The organism is Mesorhizobium sp. M7A.F.Ca.CA.001.04.2.1 (assembly GCF_003998485.1).
Classification (GTDB): domain Bacteria; phylum Pseudomonadota; class Alphaproteobacteria; order Rhizobiales; family Rhizobiaceae; genus Mesorhizobium; species Mesorhizobium ciceri.
The window spans coordinates 14444-36282 of record NZ_RZQT01000019.1 but is presented as its reverse complement, the minus strand read 5'-3'; the positions used below and the strand labels follow the sequence as shown (position 1 = coordinate 36282).

Sequence of the window (21839 nt, the reverse complement as noted above, 5' to 3'; positions counted from 1 at the left end):
GCGTGGCAAATCGGCTTACGCGGGCCAAAGTGCATCAACGCTCGCCGAAAGACTCGAAGAAATCCTTCATACGGGCGAAAAAGCCGCTCGATTGAGGCGAATTGTCCTGCGAGGAGAGCTGTTCGAACTCCTCCAGAAGTTCGCGCTGGCGCCGGGTCAGGTTCTGCGGCGTCTCGACCGCGGTCTGGATGTAGAGGTCGCCGACATTGGGCTGGCGCAGCACAGGCATGCCCTTGCCCTTGAGGCGGAACTGGCGCCCGTTCTGTGTGCCTTCGGTCACCTTGACCTTGGTCTGCGTGCCGTCCAGCGTCGTCACCTCGAAGGAGCCGCCAAGGGCTGCCGTCGTCATCGAGATCGGCACCTTGCAATACAAGTCGGCGCCGTCGCGCTGGAAGAACTCGTGCGGTTTGACCGCCAGGAAAATATAGAGGTCGCCCGAGGGCCCGCCGCGCAGGCCGGCTTCGCCCTCATTGGCAAGGCGGATGCGGGTGCCGTCCTCGATGCCGGCCGGGATGTTGACCGACAGCGAACGCTCCTCGGTGACGCGGCCCTGGCCGGCGCATTTCGGGCACGGATCCTTGATCGTCTGGCCGCGCCCCTGGCATTGCGGGCAGGTCCGCTCGATCGAGAAGAAGCCTTGCGTGGCGCGCACCTTGCCGTGGCCGTTGCACATCGAGCAGGTGACGGGCTGGGTGCCGGGCTTGGCGCCGCTGCCCGAACATTCAGAGCACGAGATCGACGCCGGCACCCGGATCTGTGCGGTCTTGCCGGCAAAAGCCTCTTCCAGGGTGATTTCCATGTTGTAGCGCAGGTCGGCGCCGCGCTCGCGGCCGCCCGACGAGCGGCGCTGGCGCCCGCCCATCATGTCGCCGAAAATGTCCTCGAAAATGTCGGCGAAGCCGCCGGCGCCAAAGCCTTGGGCCCCGCCATTCATGCCGCCCTGTTCGAAGGCGGCGTGACCGAAGCGGTCATAGGCCGCGCGCTTCTGCGGGTCTTTCAGCGTCTCGTAGGCTTCGTTGATTTCCTTGAACTTGTGCTCGCAGGAATGGTCGCCGGGGTTGCGATCGGGATGGAATTGCATGGCGAGCTTGCGGAAAGCGCTCTTGAGCTCCTTCTCATCGGCGCCTTTTTGCACGCCCAGCGTCTCGTAGAAATCAGCTTTCATTTTTTCCCGCTGTCCGGATGCTCAACGTCTTGAAGCATTGTTGCGTCTCTTGCCGGCACTGACGCTTCGATTTAGGTGCGATGGAAGGGGGATGCCAGTGTCGACGCGGCTTTGCCTGCATTTTTTCAGCAAGGCCCGCTGTTTTTCTGCAAGGGGTTGCAAAAAAGCCCGGCCTTCGCCGGGCTTTTCGCTTTATCTTGCCGTCAAACGGTTCAGGCCGACTTCTTCTTGTCGTCGTCTTCGTCGATTTCCTCGAAATCGGCGTCGACAACGTCACTGTCCTTGGCGGCGTCCGCCTTGGCGTCGGCTTCCGCCGCTTCCTTCTGCGAAGCCTCGTACATGGCTTGGCCAAGCTTCATAGAAGCCTCGGCCAGCGCCTGGCTCTTGGCTTCGATGTCGGCCGCGTCGTCGCCTTCGGTCGCGGTCTTCAGCGCCGCGATCGCGTCGGAGATCGCCGTGCGCTCGCCTTCCGAAACCTTGTCGCCATATTCCTTCAGCGACTTCTCCGAGGAATGCAGCAGCGCTTCGGCCTGGTTGCGGGCCTCGACCAGCGCACGCCGCTTCTTGTCGGTCTCGGCATTGGCCTCGGCGTCCTTGACCATCTTCTCGATGTCGGCGTCCGAAAGACCACCCGATGCCTGGATGCGGATCTGGTGCTCCTTGCCGGTGCCCTTGTCCTTGGCCGAAACGTTGACGATGCCGTTGGCGTCGATGTCGAAGGTGACCTCGATCTGCGGTACGCCGCGCGGCGCCGGCGGAATGCCGACCAGGTCGAACTGGCCGAGCGCCTTGTTGTCGGCGGCCATTTCGCGCTCACCCTGGAAGACCCGGATGGTCACTGCCGACTGTGAGTCCTCGGCCGTCGAGAACACCTGGCTCTTCTTGGTCGGGATCGTCGTGTTGCGTTCGATCAGGCGGGTGAACACGCCACCCAGCGTCTCGATGCCGAGCGACAGCGGCGTCACGTCGAGCAACAGCACGTCCTTGACGTCACCCTGCAGCACGCCGGCCTGGATGGCGGCGCCGAGAGCGACGACCTCATCCGGATTGACGCCCTTGTGCGGCTCCTTGCCGAAGAACTGCTTCACGATTTCCTGGATCTTGGGCATGCGGGTCATGCCGCCGACCAGGACGACTTCGTCGATCTCGCCCGCCTTCAGGCCGGCATCCTTCAACGCCGCCTTGCAAGGGGCAATCGTGCGCTGGACGAGGTCGTCGACCAGCTGCTCGAACTTGGCGCGCGTCAGCTTCAGCGTCAGGTGCTTCGGCCCGGTCGCGTCGGCGGTGATGAAGGGCAGGTTGATTTCGGTCTGGGTGGTCGACGACAGCTCGATCTTGGCCTTTTCAGCCGCCTCCTTGAGGCGCTGCAGGGCAAGCTTGTCGTTCTTCAGGTCGATACCCTGTTCCTTCTTGAACTCGGCCGCCAGGTATTCGACCAGGCGCATGTCGAAATCCTCGCCGCCGAGGAAGGTGTCGCCATTGGTCGACTTGACCTCGAACACGCCATCGCCGATTTCGAGCACCGAAATGTCGAACGTGCCGCCGCCAAGGTCATAGACGGCAATGGTCTTGCCTTCCTTCTTGTCGAGGCCATAGGCAAGCGCTGCCGCGGTCGGCTCGTTGATGATGCGCAGCACTTCAAGGCCGGCGATCTTGCCGGCATCCTTGGTCGCCTGGCGCTGGGCGTCGTTGAAATAGGCCGGAACGGTGATGACCGCCTTCTCGACCTTTTCGCCGAGATAGGCTTCCGCCGTCTCTTTCATCTTCTGCAGGATCATGGCCGAAATCTGCGAGGGCGACTGCTTCCTGCCGCCGGCTTCGACCCAGGCATCGCCATTGTCGCCCTTGACGATCTTGTAGGGGACAAGCTTCTTGTCCTTCTCCGTCACCGGATCGTCATAGCGGCGGCCGATCAGGCGCTTGACCGCGAAGATGGTGTTTTCAGGATTGGTGACCGCCTGGCGCTTGGCCGGCTGGCCGACCAGACGTTCGTCGTCGCCCGAGATGGCGACGATGGAAGGCGTCGTGCGCGCGCCTTCTGCATTCTCGATTACCTTGGGCTCCTTGCCATCCATGATGGCGATGCAGGAGTTGGTGGTGCCGAGATCGATACCGATTACTTTTGCCATTTCTCTAGTCTCTCCGCTAAGCAGGCTCTCAGGACCCGTACAGGCGTTCCGACGAAAGCCCCTGTTCACAAGAAATCCCGTTCCGGCAACCGGCGTTCCGGCGCCGAACGGCTTGGCGCGTATATAAGAACAGGCGGCATCGCGCGCAAGCATTCTGCGCAGGCCTTCCATGAACCTTTCCATCTCCGCCCGCGACTGATCTCCAGGTGCCGCATGGTGCGGCCCGGAAAGGAAGCCCCCATGACCAATAACCCAGAGGCTCTGAGGTCTCCGGGAACAACAGGAGCTCGGCGCGACCACCGCCTTCGGGACGGGGTCGATGCGCTGGGCTTTCCGCTGATTCCGTTGACCCTGCGTAAGACCAGGCGTATCGTCGTCTTGAGGAAAGCAGACAATTCGATCAGGGAAGAACGAGCCGGACCGCCGCGCCTTGCCCTGATTTGCGCGGCCAGCCCCGACGTTCTCCCGTCGACTACGGGGGGTAGTGTCATGTCTCGCATCCGCGGCTCGTTCGTGTCGTCTCTTGATGGCGGCTTGCGCCGTGCTGTGCATCCAGGCGGGTTGCTGGCGCTGGCACTCGGCCTGTGGCTGGGCGCCGCGCAGGCGCAGGAAACCCGGATCATCTATCCCGGCTCGATGGCGGTGACCGGATTCTCCGGCACCATCATTCCCAATTTCGACCCCCCTGATTCCGAAAAAGAGGGCCTGCCGCCCGGCGTCGATCCGGTCGACGAAACCTTCATCGACCCCACGCGCGCCACCTTGCGCGTGTTCGACGTTTCGCATCTGGGCGGCCCAGCCTCCGGCCAGCTGGTCAACACGCCGCCGCCCTTCGAGGTGACGGCGGAGCAGATCGGCCAGGTGTTCGGCGTCACCTATGATGACGGCGTGCGCGACGGCGTTCCATCGGGCATTCCCAATCTCTATGCCGGCGCCACCTCGCTGCACGGCATCCGTATCGTCACCCCGGATGCCGACGATGACGGCCGCCCCGAGAGGCAGCGCCGCGGCGCTGCCGGTGCCACCTTCATGGATGGCCAGTTCGGCACCGAAAACGGTGGTGGGCCGGGCACCGTCTGGAAGATCGACGGCATCACCGGCCAGGTCTCCAAATTCGCCGACATCGACACCAACAGCGGTCCCGGCATCGGCAATCTCACTTTCGACGCCACTCACCGCGAGTTCTTTGCGTCCGATCTCGACACCGGCCTGATCCATCGCATCGACGCCGAAGGCAGACTGATCGACAGCTTCGATCACGGCGTTGCCGGCCGGCCCACGCATGGGCTCGCTCCCGTCGCCGACGATGGTTCGGTGATGGACATACAAGGTGCCGCCTTCGATAGCGAAGACCCCGACAGCTGGGGCTACACGCAGGACGAGCGCCGCGTCTGGGGTGTCTCCTACCATGGCGGCCGGCTCTACTATTCGGTCGGCGAAAAGTCGGAAATCTGGTCGGTGGGCATCGCTCGCGACGGCAGTTTTGCCGGTGACCCGCGCTGGGAACTGATGGTCAGGGCCGACAAGGACTACGCCGTCACCGACATCGCCTTCGACAACAGCGGCTTCATGTACCTGGCCCAGCGCGGTCCGGTCGAGAACCGTTACGATTACAGCCAGTTCGCCGATTCCGGTAAAGGCGAGGTCATCCGCTATTTCCGGGAGAACCCGGACGATCCGGAAACGGAATCGGTCTGGGTCGAAGTGCCGCAGGAATATGCGGTCGGCTTCCCCCAAGGCAACCGGCAGTCGGCCGGCGGCCTCGACCTGCAATATGGCTATGACGCCGACGGCAATCTCGACAGCTCCGTCTGCACGCAGACGCTGGTCAACACGGGCGACAAGCTGCGCGACAATCCTTCACTCGCCGAACAGCTCGCAGCCGGCGGGCCGCTGGCCGTACACGGTGTGCAGATCACGCCGAAAGAGCTGGTCAAGCCGGCTAATGTGCCGCCCTTCGGCTCATGGTTCGTCGACTTCGACGGTTATTTCGAAGACCCGGAGGTCGAGGGCCATGTCGGCGATGTTGCCGTCTGGCACCCTTGCGAGGGCCGCGCCGGCTATTACGAGGAAATCCCGGGCGGCTACCTGCCCCCCTTCTACCCGCCGGATTTCCCACCACCCGGCAACCTGCCTCCATGTCTCGACGTCGACGACGTCCAGTATTACTGCACGCCTTCCGGCCTCGAGGCCGATCTCTATCTCCATGACCATGCCGGCTTCGGCGGCGATTCGATCAAGGTCCAGTCCAGGACGCCAGGCGTCGGGGTGACATCATCCCAGTCGCATGCGCCCGGCAAGCCTTACACGATCGACATCACCGGCCACTATCCGGGCGACACAGTCGATGTCGGGCTCTGCTTCTACAGGAAGTCCGACAAGGACAAGGGTGGCTATTACCCTTGCTGCAAGATGACTTTGCCGCTCAGAACCCCAGCCGCCAGCTGCGAACGTTGAGGAGGGGAAGATGAAAAATCTCGCACTCTCCCCGCTCGCAACGAACGTCCAAACAACCGTCATGGAGACGATCATGAAACCCCTGTCATACGCCAGGCGCGGCGCGCGCTGGCTGATGGCGGCCGGTATCGCGGTCGCCATGTTCACCCCGGTGCAAGGCTTTGCAGAAGACGCTGCCTCGATCACCCCGGAGCTGAAGCTCGATCTCGACAGTTCGCGCGTCGTCACTCCGAGGCCTGACCAGGTGGTGCCTTTCTTCACCAAGACAGGCGTTCAAAGAGGCTGCGATTACGTCGTCTACTCGCTGAGCTTCGGCTTGCGCGGCGATCCGCAGGGCCTTGCCGACCCGAGCCTCGAGGCCAGGCTGAAGAAGGTCAGGATCGACTTCAAGGACCAGCTTCCGCACGGCCTTGCGATCATCAACGTCAACGTGTCCGGCGACGGCACGGATTCGTCCGGCGGACCACTGCCGGGTGCAACGATCAGCACTTCGGCAAATCCGAACGATACTGCCACGGTTTCCGATTTCCGCATCTCCACGTCCGATGTCGACGGCGTCGGCGCTGCCAACGAGCGTGTGATCAACTTCGCGATCACGGCCAAGATCGATCGTGCGGCATTTCCCGCGCCGACGATCGTCGACAACCAGGGCATGATCAAGGTGACGGCCGGACCGGGCACCGGGACCATCATCCCATCGCAGGATCCGGGCAAGCCCGACGACGGTGACTTCAAGACCGGCGTGAAGACCTCGATCAAGATCGACGTCACCAAGTGCAATCCGCCACCGCCACCTCCCGGCAAGGAATGCTTCAAGGTGGAACGCGGTACGGTCGACTGCGTGCCCGGCGGCGGCGCCTTCATCTATCACATGCCGGTCGGCCCGGAGATGGGCGGCAAGTGGGTGCAGGTGTCGACGAGCACGCCCGGCATCAACATCATCCCCGATACCCAATTGGTGCCGGCGGGCGGCGGTGTGCTCAACTGGAAGATCGTCGGTGCCTCGCCCGGCGACGTCATCCACCTCATCGTCACCGGCATCGAAACCTATGCCGGTCCGAAGGAAGGCTGGGGCCTGTGCTGCACGCAGACGATCGACATCGTCATCCCGCGTGACCAGAGGTGCCCGCCCAGGGACAAGGAGCCGGACCTCAAGGTCGAGAAACGCGCCGACGTGACGCGTTGCACGATGGGCGGCGGCTGCGACTTCACCATCAGGGTCACCAATGTCGGCACCGGAGCCTACCACGGCAAGATCGTGCTCGACGAGGTGACGCTGCCGGCCGGCTCGACGCTCGATTCAGGGCCAAATCCACCTTGGGTCTGCGTACCCGGAACCACCCCGATGACCTGCACCTATCCGGTGACCACGCTCAATCCGGGGGCCTCCGTCGACCTCAAGCTCGGCTTCAAGCCGGCCGGAGGCTGGCAAGGCGGTGCTTTACGCAACTGCGCCACCTACAATTATGGCGCCAGCGGCAAGCCGCTGTTCGGCAGCCAGTCGAACGATCGCGGCTGTGCCTCGATCCCGATCTGCCGGCGCGGCGACCGTGACCGCGACTGCCGGCCGCCGGTGGAGAAGAAGGTCGACCTGATCCTGAAGAAGCGTGCCCGCGTCCCGGTCTGCTCGGCCGACGGCATCTGCACCTTCGTGATCGACATCATCAACAACGGCAGCGCCACCTACAATGGACCGCTGACGGTGATCGACAGCTATCCGGGCGGCGCGCCGTCGTCCTCGACCTTCGGCCCGAACCCGCCCTGGACATGCGGACCGAACGGCCCCGGCCAGTTCCGTTGCGACAATGCCGGCATCTCGCTGCCTGCGGGCGCCTCGACGCCGATCTTCGTGAAGGCGGTCATGCCGGCCGGCTACCAGTCGGACACTGTCGAGAATTGCGCTGAGGTGAAGCCCATCCCCGGTGAAAACGACCTCACCAACAACAAGGCCTGCGCCAAGGAACGCTTCCGTCATCCCAATGGCGGCAAGCCGACCCTGCGCATCACCAAGGTGTGCAACGGCTCGCTCGCCGGTGCCGCGGTCGTCTCTTGCCGCATCACCGTCATCAGCCTTGGCACCGCTGCCCCCACCGGTCCGGTGCGGGTCAACGATGCCGCCACGTTGGTGGCCGGCGGCGCGCCCGTCCAGATCCAGACCGTCACCCCTGACGGCGCGGAATGGGCGTGCGGACCGGTTCCGGCCAATGCGCTGTCGTGCCAGATTCCCGGTGCCGTCATGACACCTGGAACCAGCCGCCACTTCGACGTGACGGTCTCGGCGAATGGCGCGTTCGAAAACTGCGCGCGCGGCTCCTATGGGCCTGCGCCGGGCGACGACGTCGTCTATCCCTTTGGCCAGGCCTGCGCCAAGGGCGGCGGTTCTTCGACCATCCGTGTCGAAAAGACCGGCGACCGCGAATGCAGGCTCGGCCAACCCTGCTCGTTCGAGATCACCATCACCAATGACGGAGCGACCGCCTTCTCCGGGCCGGTCCGCATCGGCGATGCGATCGGCGTGGAGGGGCTCGGCAGGCTTGAAGGCGTTGAGATCACCTCGATCGATCCGCCCTTCGGCTGCTCGCCGGAACCGGCAACCTTGCCTGCGTCCTGCATTGCCAACCTGACGCTCGGCGCCGGCGAAAGCCGGGTACACCATGTCACCGTGGTCATTCCCGACGACGGCCGCCTGGCCAATCTGCAGGGCAATGTCAGCGGCCAGAATTGCGTCGGCGTGCTGTCTCCCGACACACGCGTGCAGGGCGGTGGCGACGTGCTTGTCGGCGATCAGACCAATGTGCAGGGCGATCGCGGCAAGGCCTATGCCTGCCATCCCTTCACCATTAGCCAGGAGACGAGGAAGGAATGCTCGCAAGGCTTCGTCATGAACGATGCCGGCCGCTGCGTTTGCCCCGAAGGCACCACCTACCGCAACGGCCAGTGCTCGCCGGGCGGTGGTATCGTGCCGAAGCCGGAACAGCCGAAACGCTGTGTGCTGCTCGAGGGCCAGATCCGCACCGAGGACGGACGCTGCGTCTGCCCACGCGGAACCGGGCTCGAGAACGGCAGGTGCGTCAGGACCGACAAGCCCGAGCAGTGCACTATCCGTGGCCAGGTCCACAATGCGGATGGCGATTGTGTTTGCCCCAGGGGAACCGAGATCAGGGGCAATGCCTGCCGCCCGATCCAGCCAAAGCCGGAGCAATGCACGATCCGTGGCCAGGTCCACGATGCCGATGGAGACTGTGTCTGCCCGCGAGGGACCGAGGTGCGCAATGGCGCCTGCCGTCCGATCCGGCCGAAGCCTGAGCAGTGCATCATCCGTGGCCAGGTCCACGACGCGGACGGAGACTGCGTCTGCCCGCAAGGCAACGAGGTCAGAAACGGCGCCTGCCGCCCGATCCGGCCAAGGCCTGACCAGTGCACCATCCGTGGCCAGGTCCACGACGCCGACGGCAATTGTGTCTGCCCGAGGGGTACCGAGGTGCGGGGCAATGCCTGCCGGCGCAAGCAGCCGACGCAGGAGCAGTGCGACGTACGCGGCCAGGTCCACAACAAGCGCGGCGAATGTGTCTGCCCGCGCGGCACCGAGGTGATCAACGGCGCATGCCGCAGGCAGGAGGTGGAATGCGCACCGGGCTCGCAGATGATCGATGGCCAGTGCCAGCCGATCATCAGGAGGCGCTGCCCGGAAGGCACCATCGGGCGCTACCCGAACTGCCGGGCGGTCCGCGGACAACCGTCGCTGGAGCTGAACCCCGGCCTGCTGCTGCAGCAGGTGCTGCCACGGCGCAGGCCGCAGGTCGAACAGCGGCAGGATCAGGTTCCAGACAGAATCCTGAAGCTCCAGCAGCAATAACCACCTGCTCGACACGAGACCAGAAACCCCGCCGGAGCAATCCGGCGGGTTTTTCTTCGCAGCTGTGGGGACAAGCGGGAATTGGCCGTAGCATGATCGCGGATAACGGCACGCGTCCCAGCCTGCGCGTCGACCGCGCCTGCACCCTCGACAAGTCGGCTGCGGCGCATTAGGCAGTCGATAGGGTGGCCAACGAGAAGGACACTCGGAAAGGCCGCATCCATGAGCAGAGAGACCCTGATTGCACCATCGGTGCTGGCATCGGATTTTTCCAAACTCGGCGATGAGGTCGAAGCGGTAGCGGCAGCCGGCGCCGACTGGATACATCTCGATGTTATGGACGGGCATTTCGTGCCCAACATCACCTTTGGCCCGCCAGTGATCAAGGCGATCCGCAACCGCACCAAGGCCTTCTTCGACTGCCATCTGATGATTGCCCCGGCCGACCCCTATCTGGCCGCTTTCGCCGAGGCCGGCTGCGACGGTTTGACCGTCCATGCCGAGGCCGGCCCGCATCTTGACCGCTCGCTGCAGACCATCAGGAATCTTGGCAAGAAGGCCGGTGTGTCGCTCAATCCGGCGACGCCGGAAAGCGTGGTCGAATACGTGCTCGACCGGCTCGACCTGATCCTGATCATGACCGTCAATCCGGGCTTCGGCGGCCAGGCCTTCATCCCAGCGATCGTCGACAAGGTGAAGCGGGTCAAGGCCCTCATCGGAGGCCGGCCGATCCGAATCGAGATCGACGGCGGTGTTTCAGCCGAAACCGCGCCGCTGGTCACCGCTGCCGGCGCCGACGTGCTGGTGGCGGGCGCCGCCATCTTCAAAGGCGGCAGCGTCGAGGCTTATCGGCAGAACATCCAGGCGATCCGGACGGCAGCCGATAAGGCAGCCGGTTGACCAGCAGTGTTCCCGCGTCAGCCCTGCATGCCGGCTAAGGTTCTGGTGCCGGGCGGGTTTGTGAAGCTTTTGGGGCAACGGCATCGGATGTGAGCGATTGCCTGATTCGGTTTTCAGCTCCGTCGTCTATGCCCAAAGCAGACAGTTGATCTCGCGCGAATACAAAAGAACAAAAAGAACAGATTCTCCTGCGTGCATACAAACCATGTTAAGTGCCCGCAGGTTGTGAAAAAGCGCGGAATTACAGCACTGAACTCCGAAATGCCGCATATTCCTTTGTGCTAAAGTACAATAACGTGATCTTCTGCTTGAGCAGGCGAATCTTCGCGCTGTATGGTACAAGTACGAGAAGGCGAATGCTTTCGGACTCGAATCGCCCGGGACAAGTCCTGGGGACAAGGAGTCGCTTTGACATACGGAGCTGCCAATCTGAACGACGACGCTGCCGGACCGAAGAGCACGCTTGCCACTACGGTCTATCAGCAATTGCGGGACGATCTTCTCGGCGGTGTCCTTGAAGCCGAGAGCAAGCTGCGGGTCGAGTGGGTGGTCTCCAAATATGGAGCCGGCGCGTCGCCTGTCCGCGAAGCCCTCAATCGCCTCGCCTCGGAAGGGCTTCTCGGCCGGCACGACCAGCGCGGCTTCTTCATCATGCCGGTCAGCGCCTCGGAACTCGAGGAGCTGACGCGCACCCGCTGCTGGCTCGAGGAGCGAGCGCTTCGCGAATCCATCACCCACCGCACCGCCGAATGGGAAGAACAGCTCGTGCTGGCGCTGCATCGCCTGGGACGCGCGTCACGCCTGGCACCGCAGAATCTCTTCTCGCTCAATCCCGATTGGGAGAGGCTGCATCGCATCTTCCACAGGGTGCTGATTTCGGCCTGCCGGTCGCAATGGCTGGTGGGCTTTTGCGACCAGCTCTCCGATCACGCCTATCGCTACCGGCAAATGGCCAATGATGGCGAAGGCGTCCAGCGCGACGATTTCGGCGAGCATCGTCTGATCGCCGAATGTGCCCTCGACGGCAATGCCGACGGTGCCGTCGAGGCCCTGCTCAACCACTACCGGTTGACTGCGGCCATGTGCATGAAGCGCTTCGAGCAGGACGAGGAAACGAAAGAAATCGCCGGCAAACGCGCTCGGCGATAGCAGTCGTCTCCTGGCGGGTCTCTTGTGCTCGTTTCTTGCACGCAACCTGCGTCGGCGCGGCCGGCGTGAACCGCTGTCGGCGGGCTTGACGGCGCGGCCAAGAACCGCGAACTCTCGCCGCCGAGGCATGCCGCGACAGGCGCATGCTCAGCGCCGCAGCACCCCAGGGAAGTCTTCATGAGCAATCATCTGTTCGATGCGTTCCGGTTCCGGATGCCGGCGCCAGCGCGCTTGCTGATGGAAACCGATGATGGCCGCTCGATCACCTATGGCGATATGCTGGCCCGCTCGGCGCAGTTTGCGCATGCGCTCCTGCAACTGGATGTCGAGCCCGGTGACCGCGTTGCCGTGCAGGTCGAGAAGAGCCCGGAAGCGGTCATGCTCTATCTCGCCTGCCTGCGCGCCGGCGCCGTCTTCCTGCCGCTCAACACCGCCTACACGCTGGCTGAGCTGGAGTATTTCTTCGGCGACGCAGAACCACGCCTGGTCGTCTGCGATCCGGCAAGAGCGGCCGACATCGGCGCGCTGGCGGAAAAGACGGGCGCCGTCACCGTCACGCTCGGCCGCGATGGCCGGGGATCGCTGACCGACCAGGCCTCGCGGCTGCCGACGGATTTTCATGACGTGGCGCGCGGGCCGGATGACCTCGCGGCAATCCTCTACACGTCGGGGACCACCGGCCGTTCGAAAGGCGCCATGCTCAGCCACGAGAACCTTGCTTCGAACGCGCGCGTGCTGGTCGAGCACTGGCGTTTCACCGGAGACGACGTGCTGATCCACGCATTGCCGATCTTCCACACGCACGGCCTGTTCGTCGCCACCAACGTCGTCCTGATGGCCGGCGCCTCGATGCTGTTCGAGCAGAAGTTCGATCCGGCCCGCATCGCCTCGCTGCTGCCGCGTGCCACGGCCCTGATGGGGGTGCCGACCTTCTACGTGCGCCTGCTGCAGCATGAGGGGCTGGACCATGAGGCGGCGAAAAACATCCGTGTGTTCATTTCCGGGTCGGCGCCGCTGCTGGCCGAGACGCACAAGATCTGGCGCGAGCGCACCGGCCACGCGATCCTCGAACGCTACGGCATGACCGAGACCAACATGAACACCTCGAACCCCTATGAGGGCGAGCGGCGCGCCGGCACCGTCGGTTTCCCCTTGCCCGGCGTCACGCTTCGCATCACCGATCCAGACAGCGGCGCAGCGCTTGCGCAGGGCGAGGTCGGCATGATCGAGGTGAAGGGCCCAAATGTTTTCGGCGGCTATTGGCGCATGCCGGAGAAGACCAAGGCGGAATTCCGCGCCGGCGGTTTTTTCATCACCGGCGATCTCGGCATGACCGACGCCGACGGCTACGTCCACATCGTCGGTCGCGGCAAGGACCTGATCATATCGGGCGGTTACAACATCTACCCGAAGGAGCTCGAAAGCGAGATCGATGCGCTCGACGGGGTTAGCGAAAGCGCCGTCATCGGCGTTGCCCATCCGGATTTCGGCGAAGGCGTCACCGCCGTGGTCGTGCGGGCGCCGTCATCGCGGATCACCGGTGCCGAAATTCTCGGCGCTATCGCCGGACGGGTGGCGAAATACAAGCATCCGAAGCGCGTGATCTTCGTCGATGAACTGCCGCGCAACACCATGGGCAAGGTACAGAAGAACCTGCTGCGCGACACCTACAAGGACATATACGCATCATAGTCGCGCGGTGCCCGGGGCAGCGGCGCCTTACTCCTTGCGCGCCCTTTCGACCCGACTACCGGAGCCCCACAAGGCGCGCTTCAGCAGGTTGCGCTTGCGCGGCACGAGGTTGATGTCGCTGACAAGCTTGGCGCCGCCCTCGCGCCGTTCGAGGGTGATCTTGCGGCTGTGGAAGGCTTCCAGCTCGGCACGGTGCGCCACGCTGATGATGGTGACATCGGGCAATTCGCGGATCACCGTCGCCATCATGGCGTCCTGGCTCTTCTCGTCGAGCGCCGAGGTTGCTTCATCCAGCACGACGATATCGGGGCGGTGCAGCAGCAGGCGCGCGAAAGCGAGACGCTGCTTTTCGCCGCCCGACAGCGTCTGGTCCCATGGCGCTTCTTCCTTGATCCTTTCGGCAAGATAGGCCAAGCCGACCTTGTCCAGGGCGGCCTTGATCTGTTTGATCGTCCACTTGTCCGCGGCCGCGGGATAGGCGACCGCGCGGCGAAGCGTGCCCGAGGGGATGTAGGGACGTTGCGGCAGCATGAACAGTCGCCTGTCGGCATGAAAATTGACGCTGCCGCCGCCCCATGGCCACAGGCCGGCAACGGCCCGCACCAGCGTCGACTTGCCCGAGCCGGATTCGCCAGCCACCAGCACACGCTCGCCCGGTTCGATCGCAACCTCGGTTTCCTTGACCACGGAGGTGCCGTCGTCGAGCGTGACGGAGAGATCGTCGAGGCTGAGCATCGCACCGTCTTCGGTTTCGCCGTGCTGGATGCGTCCGAGCGCGTCGCTCTGCTCCGCACGCTCGAGCCCGTCGAGCGACATCATCAGCGAGGCGATGCGTCGCGCCGAGGCGTTCCAGTCGGCAAGACGCGGGTAGTTGTCGACCAGCCATCCGAACGCGCCCTGCACGATGGCGAAGGCGGAGGCAGCCTGCATCACCTGTCCGAGCGACATCGAGCCTTCGAGGAATTTCGGCGCGCAAAGCAGGACCGGCACGACCGGTGCAAACAGGCTCGACCCCTGCGACACCAGCGCCGTGCGCATGTGCTGGCCCGTCAGCAGCGCCCATTGCCTGAGCACATGACCGAAATTCCTGTCGATGCCGCTGCGCTCCTCCTCCTCGCCGCCGAGCAATGCGATGCTCTCGCCGTTTTCGCGTACCCGCGTCAGCGTGTAGCGGAATTCGGCTTCCGCCTGGTTCTTCTGCTCGGAGAGGCGGACGAAATGCCGGCCGATGACCACCATCGACGTGGAGGTGATGGCGGCATAGATGACTGCGGTGATGACGAGGAAGCCGGGAATGGTCAGGTTTTCGCCACCGATCGGCAAAGTGAGCGCGCCGCCGATCGTCCACAGCACCACGATGAAGGTCGAGGCCGACAGGAACGCATTGAGGACGCCGGAGATGAAATCGACCGGTGACTCGGTGGCGATCCGCAGATCCTCCGTGAGGCGGGCTTCGGGGTTCGAGTGGTCGCCGGCGACGAGATTCAACTGGTAGTAGCGGCCATTGGCAAGCCAGCGTGCGATGACGGCGGTGGTCAGCCAGGAACGCCAGCGGCGCTGGATCGTCATGCGCAGATAGACCTGCGCGACCACAAGGCCCGCGCTTCCAGCGACGAGCGGCAGGAATATGGCGCTAAGCACATAGACGGTGTGGACGTTGCGTTGCTCGATGGCGTCGAAGAAGGAGCGGTTCCAGACGTTGATCCCGTACTGAAAGCCGACATTGACGCAGATCAGGATCAACAGCCCGATCGTGAGCGGCCAGGCAAGCCCATCGCCGCGCCTGGCCCAGTAGCCGCGCCCGCTGATCCAGAAACGCCGCAGCAGGTATTTCCGGCGCGCCTGCTCGGCTTCTTCGGGCGTCAGTTGCGGATCCGGCTCGACAGCCTCCGGGGGCGGTCCCGGCTGGCCGTCGACCTCGGGGGCAGCTTCGGCAGTCGGCGGTTTTTTTCCGCGCAGATCCTCGTGGCGCGGCCTGTGGTCACGCGGCGCTTGCTGTCGCGGCTTCAAGGCACCGCGCGGTTTGATGCCGTCGGCCTGTTTCAATTTGGGTTTCGCCTCGGACATACGCTCCGACAACGACCTCAAAATCAAAAGGTTTCACGACGACAGCCGATATCAATGCGCAGTGCCGTAGCCGGCTCCAAAAACCTTTTCGCCGCCGATCCAGACGCCCTTCGGGTCGAGATCGTCCGACAGCGCGACAATATCCGCAGCCGTGCCGTTGGCGAATCGGCCAAGCCGGTGCGACTGGCCGATTGCTTGCGCCGGATAGAGCGAAGCCATGCGCAAGGCCTCGGAAAGCTCGACCCCGATGACGCGGTGGGTGAAACGAATGGCCGAGATCATGTCGAGATCGGCGCCCGCCAGCGTTCCGTCGCCGAGCCGCAGGCTGCCATGCCTGCGATAGATGGTACGGCCGTTGAGCGTGAACGACGTCATGTCGGTGCCGATTGTCGCCATGGCGTCGGTGACCAGAACGATCCTGGCCGGCCCCTGCTTGGCGCGCAGTGCGATCTTGATGGTGGCCGGATCGACATGGATGCCGTCGGCGATGAGACCGGCCGACAAGGTGCCGATGTCGATGGCGGCGCCCGCCAGGCCAGGCTCGCGATTGCCTATCTGGCTCATCGCATTGAACAGGTGGGTAACCATCGAGGCGCCCGCCGCGGCAAAGGCGCTGGCGGTGGCGTAGCCGGTGTCGGAATGGCCAAGGCTGACGATGACGCCGGCCTTAGTCAGCGCCGCGACGCGAGCCGGCTCGACGGATTCGGGCGCGATGGTGGTCAGCAGCACCGGCAGCTTTTGCCGCGCCGCGATCAGCATCGCCTGGTCGGCATCCGTCATCGGCCGGATCAGCGCCGGATCATGCGCGCCCTTGCGGGCGACCGACAAATGCGGGCCTTCGAGATGCAGCCCGAGAAAGCCAGGCACCTTCTGGCGCGCCGCCGCCTCGCCGGCGGCAACAGCGGCGGCCGTGATTGCAGGCGTGTCGGTGATCAGCGTCGGCAGCAGCGCCGTCGTGCCGAAGGGCGCGTGCGCGCGGCAGATGGTCTCGATGGAAGCGATATCGGGATGGTCGTTGAGCATGACGCCGCCGCCGCCATTGACCTGCAGGTCCACGAAGCCCGGCACCAGCAGGCCGTCACCGGCGTCGACGAGGGCGATGTCCGAGGGGACGGCGCCCGTGGGCAAAATGGCCTCGACGAGACCGTCGCGCACGACCAGCGCGTGGCCTTCATGCCAATCGTCGCCGTCGAAAATCCGGGCGCCAGTCAGGGCAAAGCGATTGCTCATACGGTCTCCGTCACCTTGCGAAGATTGCGCGGCGTGTCCGGGTCGAGACCGCGATGGCGGGCAAACGCCTCGACGAACATGTAGAAGGAGACGATCAGCGTCAGCGGATCGGTCAGCGGATGGCCGGTGGCGACATGCGGCAGGCGCACGGCGCGTTGGGCAAGTGCCGAGGTGACGAACACCGGCGCGCCCTTGGCCGCCAGGCTGTCGGCGGCCTCGGCAATCGACGGTTCGGACGCGTCGCGCGCGGCCAGCGCCAGCACCGGAAAATCAGGGCCGACCAGCGCCAGCGGGCCATGCATGACCTCGGCGGCGCTGTAGGCTTCCGCATGCATGCCGCAGGTCTCCTTGAATTTCAGCGCAGCCTCATTGGCCATCGCCGCCGACGGTCCGCGGCCGAGGATGAACAACGACTTCTGCTTCTCGATCGTCTCAGAGAGCACGCTCATCCAGTCGCAGGCGATCGCCTTGCCGAAATGCTCCGGCAGGCGGGCAAGCGCCGCCAGTAGCGCATCGTCGCCGGTGGCATGCGCCATCAGAGCGAGGCCGGCGACGGCCGAATTGATGAAGGTCTTGGTGGCCGCGACGCTGCGCTCGGGGCCGGCCAGGATATCGATAGCATAGTCCGAGGCACGCGCCAGCGGCGAATCGGCGGTGTTGGTGATGGCGACGGTCAGCGCGCCTCCCGCCCGCGCGGTTTCGGCCATGGCGACGATGTCGGGGCTCTTGCCCGACTGCGAGATCGCCAGGCAGGCCGAGCCGGCGAGCCTGAGCTTGCGGCCATAGATCGAGGCGATCGACGGCCCGACCGATGCGACGGCCAGGCCTGCGGTCAGCTCGACGGCGTATTTCATGAAGGTGGCGGCATGGTCGGATGAGCCGCGCGCCACGGTGACGACGAACTGCGGGTCGCGTTCACGGATGCCGCGCCCGGCTTCGGTCAGCACGGCGCCGGAGCCGTCGAGCAGGCGGGCGACGGCCTGTGGGACCTCCTCGATCTCGCGCCGCATATGGGTCATCTCTGTCGACATGGTCGGCTCTGTCGTGCTCATGGTCGGCCCTCTTCGCTCGGCCCTGTCAGCCGCAGTTCGGCGACGAAATCATAGGCGTCGCCCCGGTAGATAGAGCGGGTGAATTCGATCACCTTGCCGCTCGCCAGATAGGAAATACGTTCGATGTGCAGGCCGGCAATGCCTGGCGGCACTTCGAGCAGGCGCGCGTCGCTGTCGCCGAGATTGGCGGCGGAAATGCGCTGCACCGCCCGCACCGGCCGATTGCCGGTCAATTCCAGCGCGGCATAGAGCGAGGAGCCTATGTCGGCCGGGTCGGGCAACACGCTGGCCGACAGCGAGGCCCGCTCGATCGCCAGCGGCGTGTCGTTGGCAATGCGCAGGCGCGCCACGCGCGCCACCAGTTCGTCCGACGACAGGCCGAGCACCATCATTTCGTCGGGCGAAGGTGCGTAAAGGCCGCGGTCGAGCCATGCCGAACGCACCACCATGCCGCGCCGCGCCATGTCCTCGGTAAACGAGGTCAGCCGCGACAGCGACTGTTCGACACGCTCCATGCGCGGCGCCACGAAGGTGCCGGAGCCGTGGCGCTGCACCAGGATGCCGCCCTTGACCAGATCCTGCACCGCCTTGCGCACGGTGACCCGCGAAATATCGGCCTTGGTGGCGATGTCGCGCTCGGAGGGCAGCGCGTCGCCCGGCCCGATCAGGCCGCGATTGACCGCGTCCTCGATGCTCTTGCGCAGCTGCAGATAAAGCGGCGCGCCGCTTTGCGCCTGATGTTTCAGCGTGGCGAAGATCTGGTCGGCGGCCTCGCTCATCGAGTTGCCTCCGCGTGTCCGGCGAAAAGGCGAACCGCCATCTGCACCGCGCCGCCCAGCGCGTCGTCGAGCGGCGGCTTCAGCAGCGCCCGGTAGCGGGCAGACAGGCGCGGCGCGTAGAGCGGCGCCAGCCCGCCGAGAAGGCACAGCGGCGCGTCGTCGGCGAGATCGAGCGCGCCGAGCGAGGCTTCGACATCGGCAACCACCCTGTCGAGGATCCAGTTGGCGACGCTGTCGCCCTTCTCGGCGTGTTCGAACACCTTGGGTGCGAAGCCGCCGAAATCGCCGGGCTTGGCATTGGTGGTGAATTCGACGACATCCTCCGGGTTGTTGCGGAAGACGGCCAGCATGCTCTGCGTCAGCGGCGAGCCCGCGCGGACGCCGTCATAGGCAAGCAGTGTCTGTTCGAGCAGGTCGCGGCCGATACGGGCGCCGCTGCCCTGGTCGCCAACCTGGAAGCCCCAGCCGCCGATGGCGCGCGATTTGCCTTGTCTGCGCGCCATATAGGCGGTGCCGGTGCCGAGGATCGCCATGGCGCCGTCACCGGCGCCGACAGCGCCTTCCAGCGCGATTTCGGCGTCGGTCTCGACGCGGCTGATGCTGAATGGCAGGATCGCCTCGAGCTGCTGCCGGTAGGTGCCGACATTGGCGCCGGCAAGGCCGAGAATTGCGGGCGTTCGCGGGATCAGTTCCGGATCCTGCCCGGCGACGAGGAACGCCTGCCTGGCGGCCTCGACGATGTTCGAGCGGGCGCCGGTCAGGTCGGTGCGGATGTTGGCGGCGCCGCTTTTGGCGCGGCCGATCACCGTGCCGTCCGCCGTTGCCAGGGCGGCCCTGCAGCTGGTGCCGCCGCCATCGATTCCGAGCACGAAATTCACGTTGATTTCTCCTCCGGGCGGATAATACCAATAAAATACCAATAGCCAAGGGTTAATTTCCGTTTCAAAAAGTTTAAGCCGTATTTTATTGAAAAATCTGCGTATTTCGGCCGCTCAGCGATTTCCGGCCCGCGAATTCGTTAATGCGTGTGGACAAGTGGTATTTTTTTGGTATTGTTCTGGTATTGGAGGAACCGGGATGGCCGAAACGCGCACCGAAGCGCTTCACAAAAATGCCGAGGGGCTGGATATCCAGCCTCCGGACGCCATCCTTTCCTATTTGGCCGATGCGCAGATCGAAGCCGCCAAGGTGGTGCGCCATGCCATTCCATCCATCGCCAGGGCCGCCGAGATCATCGCCGGCAGGCTGAAGGGCGGCGGCAAGCTTGCCTACGCCGCGGCCGGCAGCTCAGGCCTGATGGCACTGGCCGATGCGCTGGAGCTGCCGGGCACCTTCGGCATTCACCGCGACCGCATCGCCATCCTCATCGCCGGCGGCGACGACGCTTTCCGCACGCTGGCCGGCGGGCCGGAAGACGATACCGAGGAAGCCGCGGCAGCGGTCGCCGAGGCCGGCCTCGGCAAGGGCGACTGCCTGATCGCCATTTCCGCCAGCGGCACGACGCCCTATGCCGTGCGGGCCATCCAGGAGGCTGCCCGCCGCGGCGCTGCCACCATCGGCATCGCCAACAACAGGGACTCTGCGCTGCTGCGCCAGGCACAAACCGCCATCCTGCTCGAAACGCCGCCGGAACTGATCGCCGGCTCCACGCGCATGGGCGCCGGCACTGCCCAGAAGATCGCGCTCAACATGCTGTCGACGCTGACCGCCATCCATCTCGGCCATGTGCATGACGGCTACATGGTCAATCTCATGGCCGACAACATCAAGCTGCGCGACCGCGCGGCGCGCATCGTCGCCGTCGTCAGCGGCCGCGGCACGGACGAAGCGGCCCGCCTGCTCGAAAAGAGCGGCGGCGCGGTTAAGACCGCCATTCTGCTCGCCGCCGGCGCCGACAGCACTGACGCGGCGCAGAAGATACTGGAAGAGGCCGGCCAGAAGTTGCGGCCGGCCCTTTCCGCTATAGAGGGGAGCAAGGGCTCAAAAGCCTCTGTTCTCATCAAAACCGAACCTGAAAAAGGTCAACAGGGAGACTGAGCATGACAACGAAACTACTGACGGCACTGCTTTTGGGCACCAGCATTCTCGGCTCGGCCGGGGTTGCCTATGCCGACGACGTAACGCTTAACATCGAAAGCTGGCGCGGCGACGACCTTGCCATCTGGAAGGACAAGCTGATCCCGGCTTTCGAAGCCAAGAACCCGGGCATCAAGGTCGTGTTCGCACCCTCGGCTCCGACCGAATATGACGCCGCGCTCGGCGCCAAGCTCGCCGCCGGCTCGGCGGGCGACCTGATCACCTGCCGCCCGTTCGACAAGTCGCTTGAGCTGTTCAAGAAGGGCAACCTTGCCGATCTCTCGGCGCTGCCCGGCATGGAGAACTTTTCGCCGGTGGCCAAGTCCGCCTGGCAGACCGACGACGGCAAGGCGAGCTTCTGCGTGCCGATGGCTTCGGTCATCCACGGCTTCATCTACAACAAGGACGCCTTCGACAAGCTCGGCATCAAGGTGCCGGAGACCCGCGACGAGTTCTTCGCCGCGCTCGACAAGATCAAGGCCGACGGCACCTACATCCCGATGGCGATGGGCACCAAGGATCTCTGGGAAGCCGCGACCATGGGCTACCAGAACATCGGCCCCAACTACTGGAAGGGCGAAGATGGCCGCGCAGCACTGATCAAGGGCGATCAGAAGCTGACCGACAAGGACTGGGTCGCGCCGTATGAGGAACTGGCCAAGTGGAAGCCTTATCTCGGCGATGGCTTCGAGGCGCAGACCTATCCGGACAGCCAGAACCTGTTTACGCTCGGCCGCGCCGCCATCTACCCGGCCGGCTCGTGGGAGATCGGCCTGTTCAACACCCAGGCGCAGTTCAAGATGGGCGCCTTCCCGCCGCCGGTCGAGAAGGCCGGTGACACCTGCTACATCTCCGACCATACCGATATCGGCATGGGCCTGAATGCGGCTTCGAAGAACGCCGATGCGGCCAAGACCTTCCTGTCCTGGGTCGCCTCGCCGGATTTCGCCACCATCTACGCCAACGCACTGCCGGGCTTCTTCAGCCTGAACTCCTCGCCGGTGAAGATGGAAGACCCGCTGGCGCAGGAATTCGTCTCCTGGCGCGGCAAGTGCAAGTCGACGATCCGCTCGACCTACCAGATCCTGTCGCGCGGCACGCCGAACCTCGAGAACGAGACCTGGGTTGAATCGGCCAACGTCATCAACGGCACCGATACGCCGGAAGCGGCGGCCAAGAAGCTGCAGACCGGCCTCGACAGCTGGTACCATCCGGCCAAGTAAGAGCTCAGGTAATGGAACCGGCCGGCGCACGCCTGGCCGGTTCCGGACTACCTCATTCAAAGTG

14 protein-coding genes are annotated in these 21839 nt (G+C 64.6%); 7 read left to right on the top strand and 7 right to left on the bottom strand.

Annotation, left to right across the window (positions count from 1 at the left end):
* Positions 1 to 34: 34 nt before the first annotated feature.
* Positions 35 to 1165 carry a molecular chaperone DnaJ gene (gene dnaJ / locus EN955_RS08825; protein WP_013528587.1) on the bottom strand — a complete coding sequence of 377 codons (1131 nt, stop codon included), beginning with the start codon at positions 1163 to 1165 and terminating at the stop codon, positions 35 to 37.
* Positions 1166 to 1377: 212 nt separating this feature from the next.
* A complete protein-coding gene (gene dnaK / locus EN955_RS08820) occupies positions 1378 to 3294 on the bottom strand; it encodes a molecular chaperone DnaK (protein WP_024502156.1) in 1917 nt (638 codons plus the stop codon).
* Positions 3295 to 3507: 213 nt separating this feature from the next.
* Here dnaK and EN955_RS08815 point away from each other — a divergent pair, with 213 nt between their 5' ends.
* The 5 genes from EN955_RS08815 (at position 3508) to EN955_RS08795 (ending at position 13348) form a co-directional block, all read left to right on the top strand.
* Positions 3508 to 5751 carry a hypothetical protein gene (locus EN955_RS08815; RefSeq protein WP_032898762.1) on the top strand — a complete coding sequence of 748 codons (2244 nt, stop codon included), beginning with the start codon at positions 3508 to 3510 and terminating at the stop codon, positions 5749 to 5751.
* Positions 5752 to 5761: 10 nt separating this feature from the next.
* Complete coding sequence (locus EN955_RS08810; protein ID WP_024502154.1) at positions 5762 to 9607, top strand: DUF11 domain-containing protein; 3846 nt, start codon at positions 5762 to 5764, stop codon at positions 9605 to 9607.
* A gap of 222 nt (positions 9608 to 9829) precedes the next feature.
* Entirely contained in the window at positions 9830 to 10507 is a 678-nt protein-coding gene (rpe, locus tag EN955_RS08805) for a ribulose-phosphate 3-epimerase (protein ID WP_024502153.1), read from the top strand.
* Between the two features lie 408 nt (positions 10508 to 10915).
* Positions 10916 to 11656 carry a GntR family transcriptional regulator gene (locus tag EN955_RS08800; RefSeq protein ID WP_024502152.1) on the top strand — a complete coding sequence of 247 codons (741 nt, stop codon included), beginning with the start codon at positions 10916 to 10918 and terminating at the stop codon, positions 11654 to 11656.
* 177 nt (positions 11657 to 11833) lie between these two features.
* On the top strand, positions 11834 to 13348 hold the full coding sequence (locus EN955_RS08795; RefSeq protein ID WP_024502151.1) for a malonyl-CoA synthase: 1515 nt from the start codon (positions 11834 to 11836) through the stop codon (positions 13346 to 13348).
* Positions 13349 to 13375: 27 nt separating this feature from the next.
* Here EN955_RS08795 and EN955_RS08790 read toward each other — a convergent pair whose 3' ends face one another.
* From EN955_RS08790 to EN955_RS08770, 5 genes are read right to left on the bottom strand one after another with little or no spacing between them, the layout of a single operon-like run.
* Positions 13376 to 15415 carry an ABC transporter ATP-binding protein/permease gene (locus EN955_RS08790; RefSeq protein WP_024502150.1) on the bottom strand — a complete coding sequence of 680 codons (2040 nt, stop codon included), beginning with the start codon at positions 15413 to 15415 and terminating at the stop codon, positions 13376 to 13378.
* A 51-nt stretch (positions 15416 to 15466) separates the two neighbouring features.
* Positions 15467 to 16645, bottom strand: a complete 1179-nt coding sequence (gene nagA / locus EN955_RS08785) for an N-acetylglucosamine-6-phosphate deacetylase (RefSeq protein WP_024502149.1) — start codon at positions 16643 to 16645, stop codon at positions 15467 to 15469.
* On the bottom strand, positions 16642 to 17676 hold the full coding sequence (locus EN955_RS08780) for an SIS domain-containing protein (RefSeq protein ID WP_024502148.1): 1035 nt from the start codon (positions 17674 to 17676) through the stop codon (positions 16642 to 16644). The genes nagA and EN955_RS08780 overlap by 4 nt, the downstream gene beginning before the upstream one ends.
* A gap of 17 nt (positions 17677 to 17693) precedes the next feature.
* Positions 17694 to 18476, bottom strand: a complete 783-nt coding sequence (locus EN955_RS08775; RefSeq protein ID WP_013528577.1) for a GntR family transcriptional regulator — start codon at positions 18474 to 18476, stop codon at positions 17694 to 17696.
* Positions 18473 to 19354, bottom strand: a complete 882-nt coding sequence (locus tag EN955_RS08770; RefSeq protein WP_013528576.1) for an N-acetylglucosamine kinase — start codon at positions 19352 to 19354, stop codon at positions 18473 to 18475. The genes EN955_RS08775 and EN955_RS08770 overlap by 4 nt, the downstream gene beginning before the upstream one ends.
* 199 nt (positions 19355 to 19553) lie before the next feature.
* On the opposite strand from EN955_RS08770, the gene EN955_RS08765 reads away from it, so the two are divergent.
* Both EN955_RS08765 and EN955_RS08760 read left to right on the top strand, forming a co-directional pair.
* Positions 19554 to 20513 (top strand): N-acetylmuramic acid 6-phosphate etherase, encoded by a 960-nt coding sequence (locus tag EN955_RS08765; RefSeq protein ID WP_024502147.1) that lies wholly within the window; start codon positions 19554 to 19556, stop codon positions 20511 to 20513.
* Positions 20514 to 20515: 2 nt separating this feature from the next.
* Entirely contained in the window at positions 20516 to 21775 is a 1260-nt protein-coding gene (locus tag EN955_RS08760) for an ABC transporter substrate-binding protein (RefSeq protein ID WP_024502146.1), read from the top strand.
* Positions 21776 to 21839: the final 64 nt, after the last annotated feature.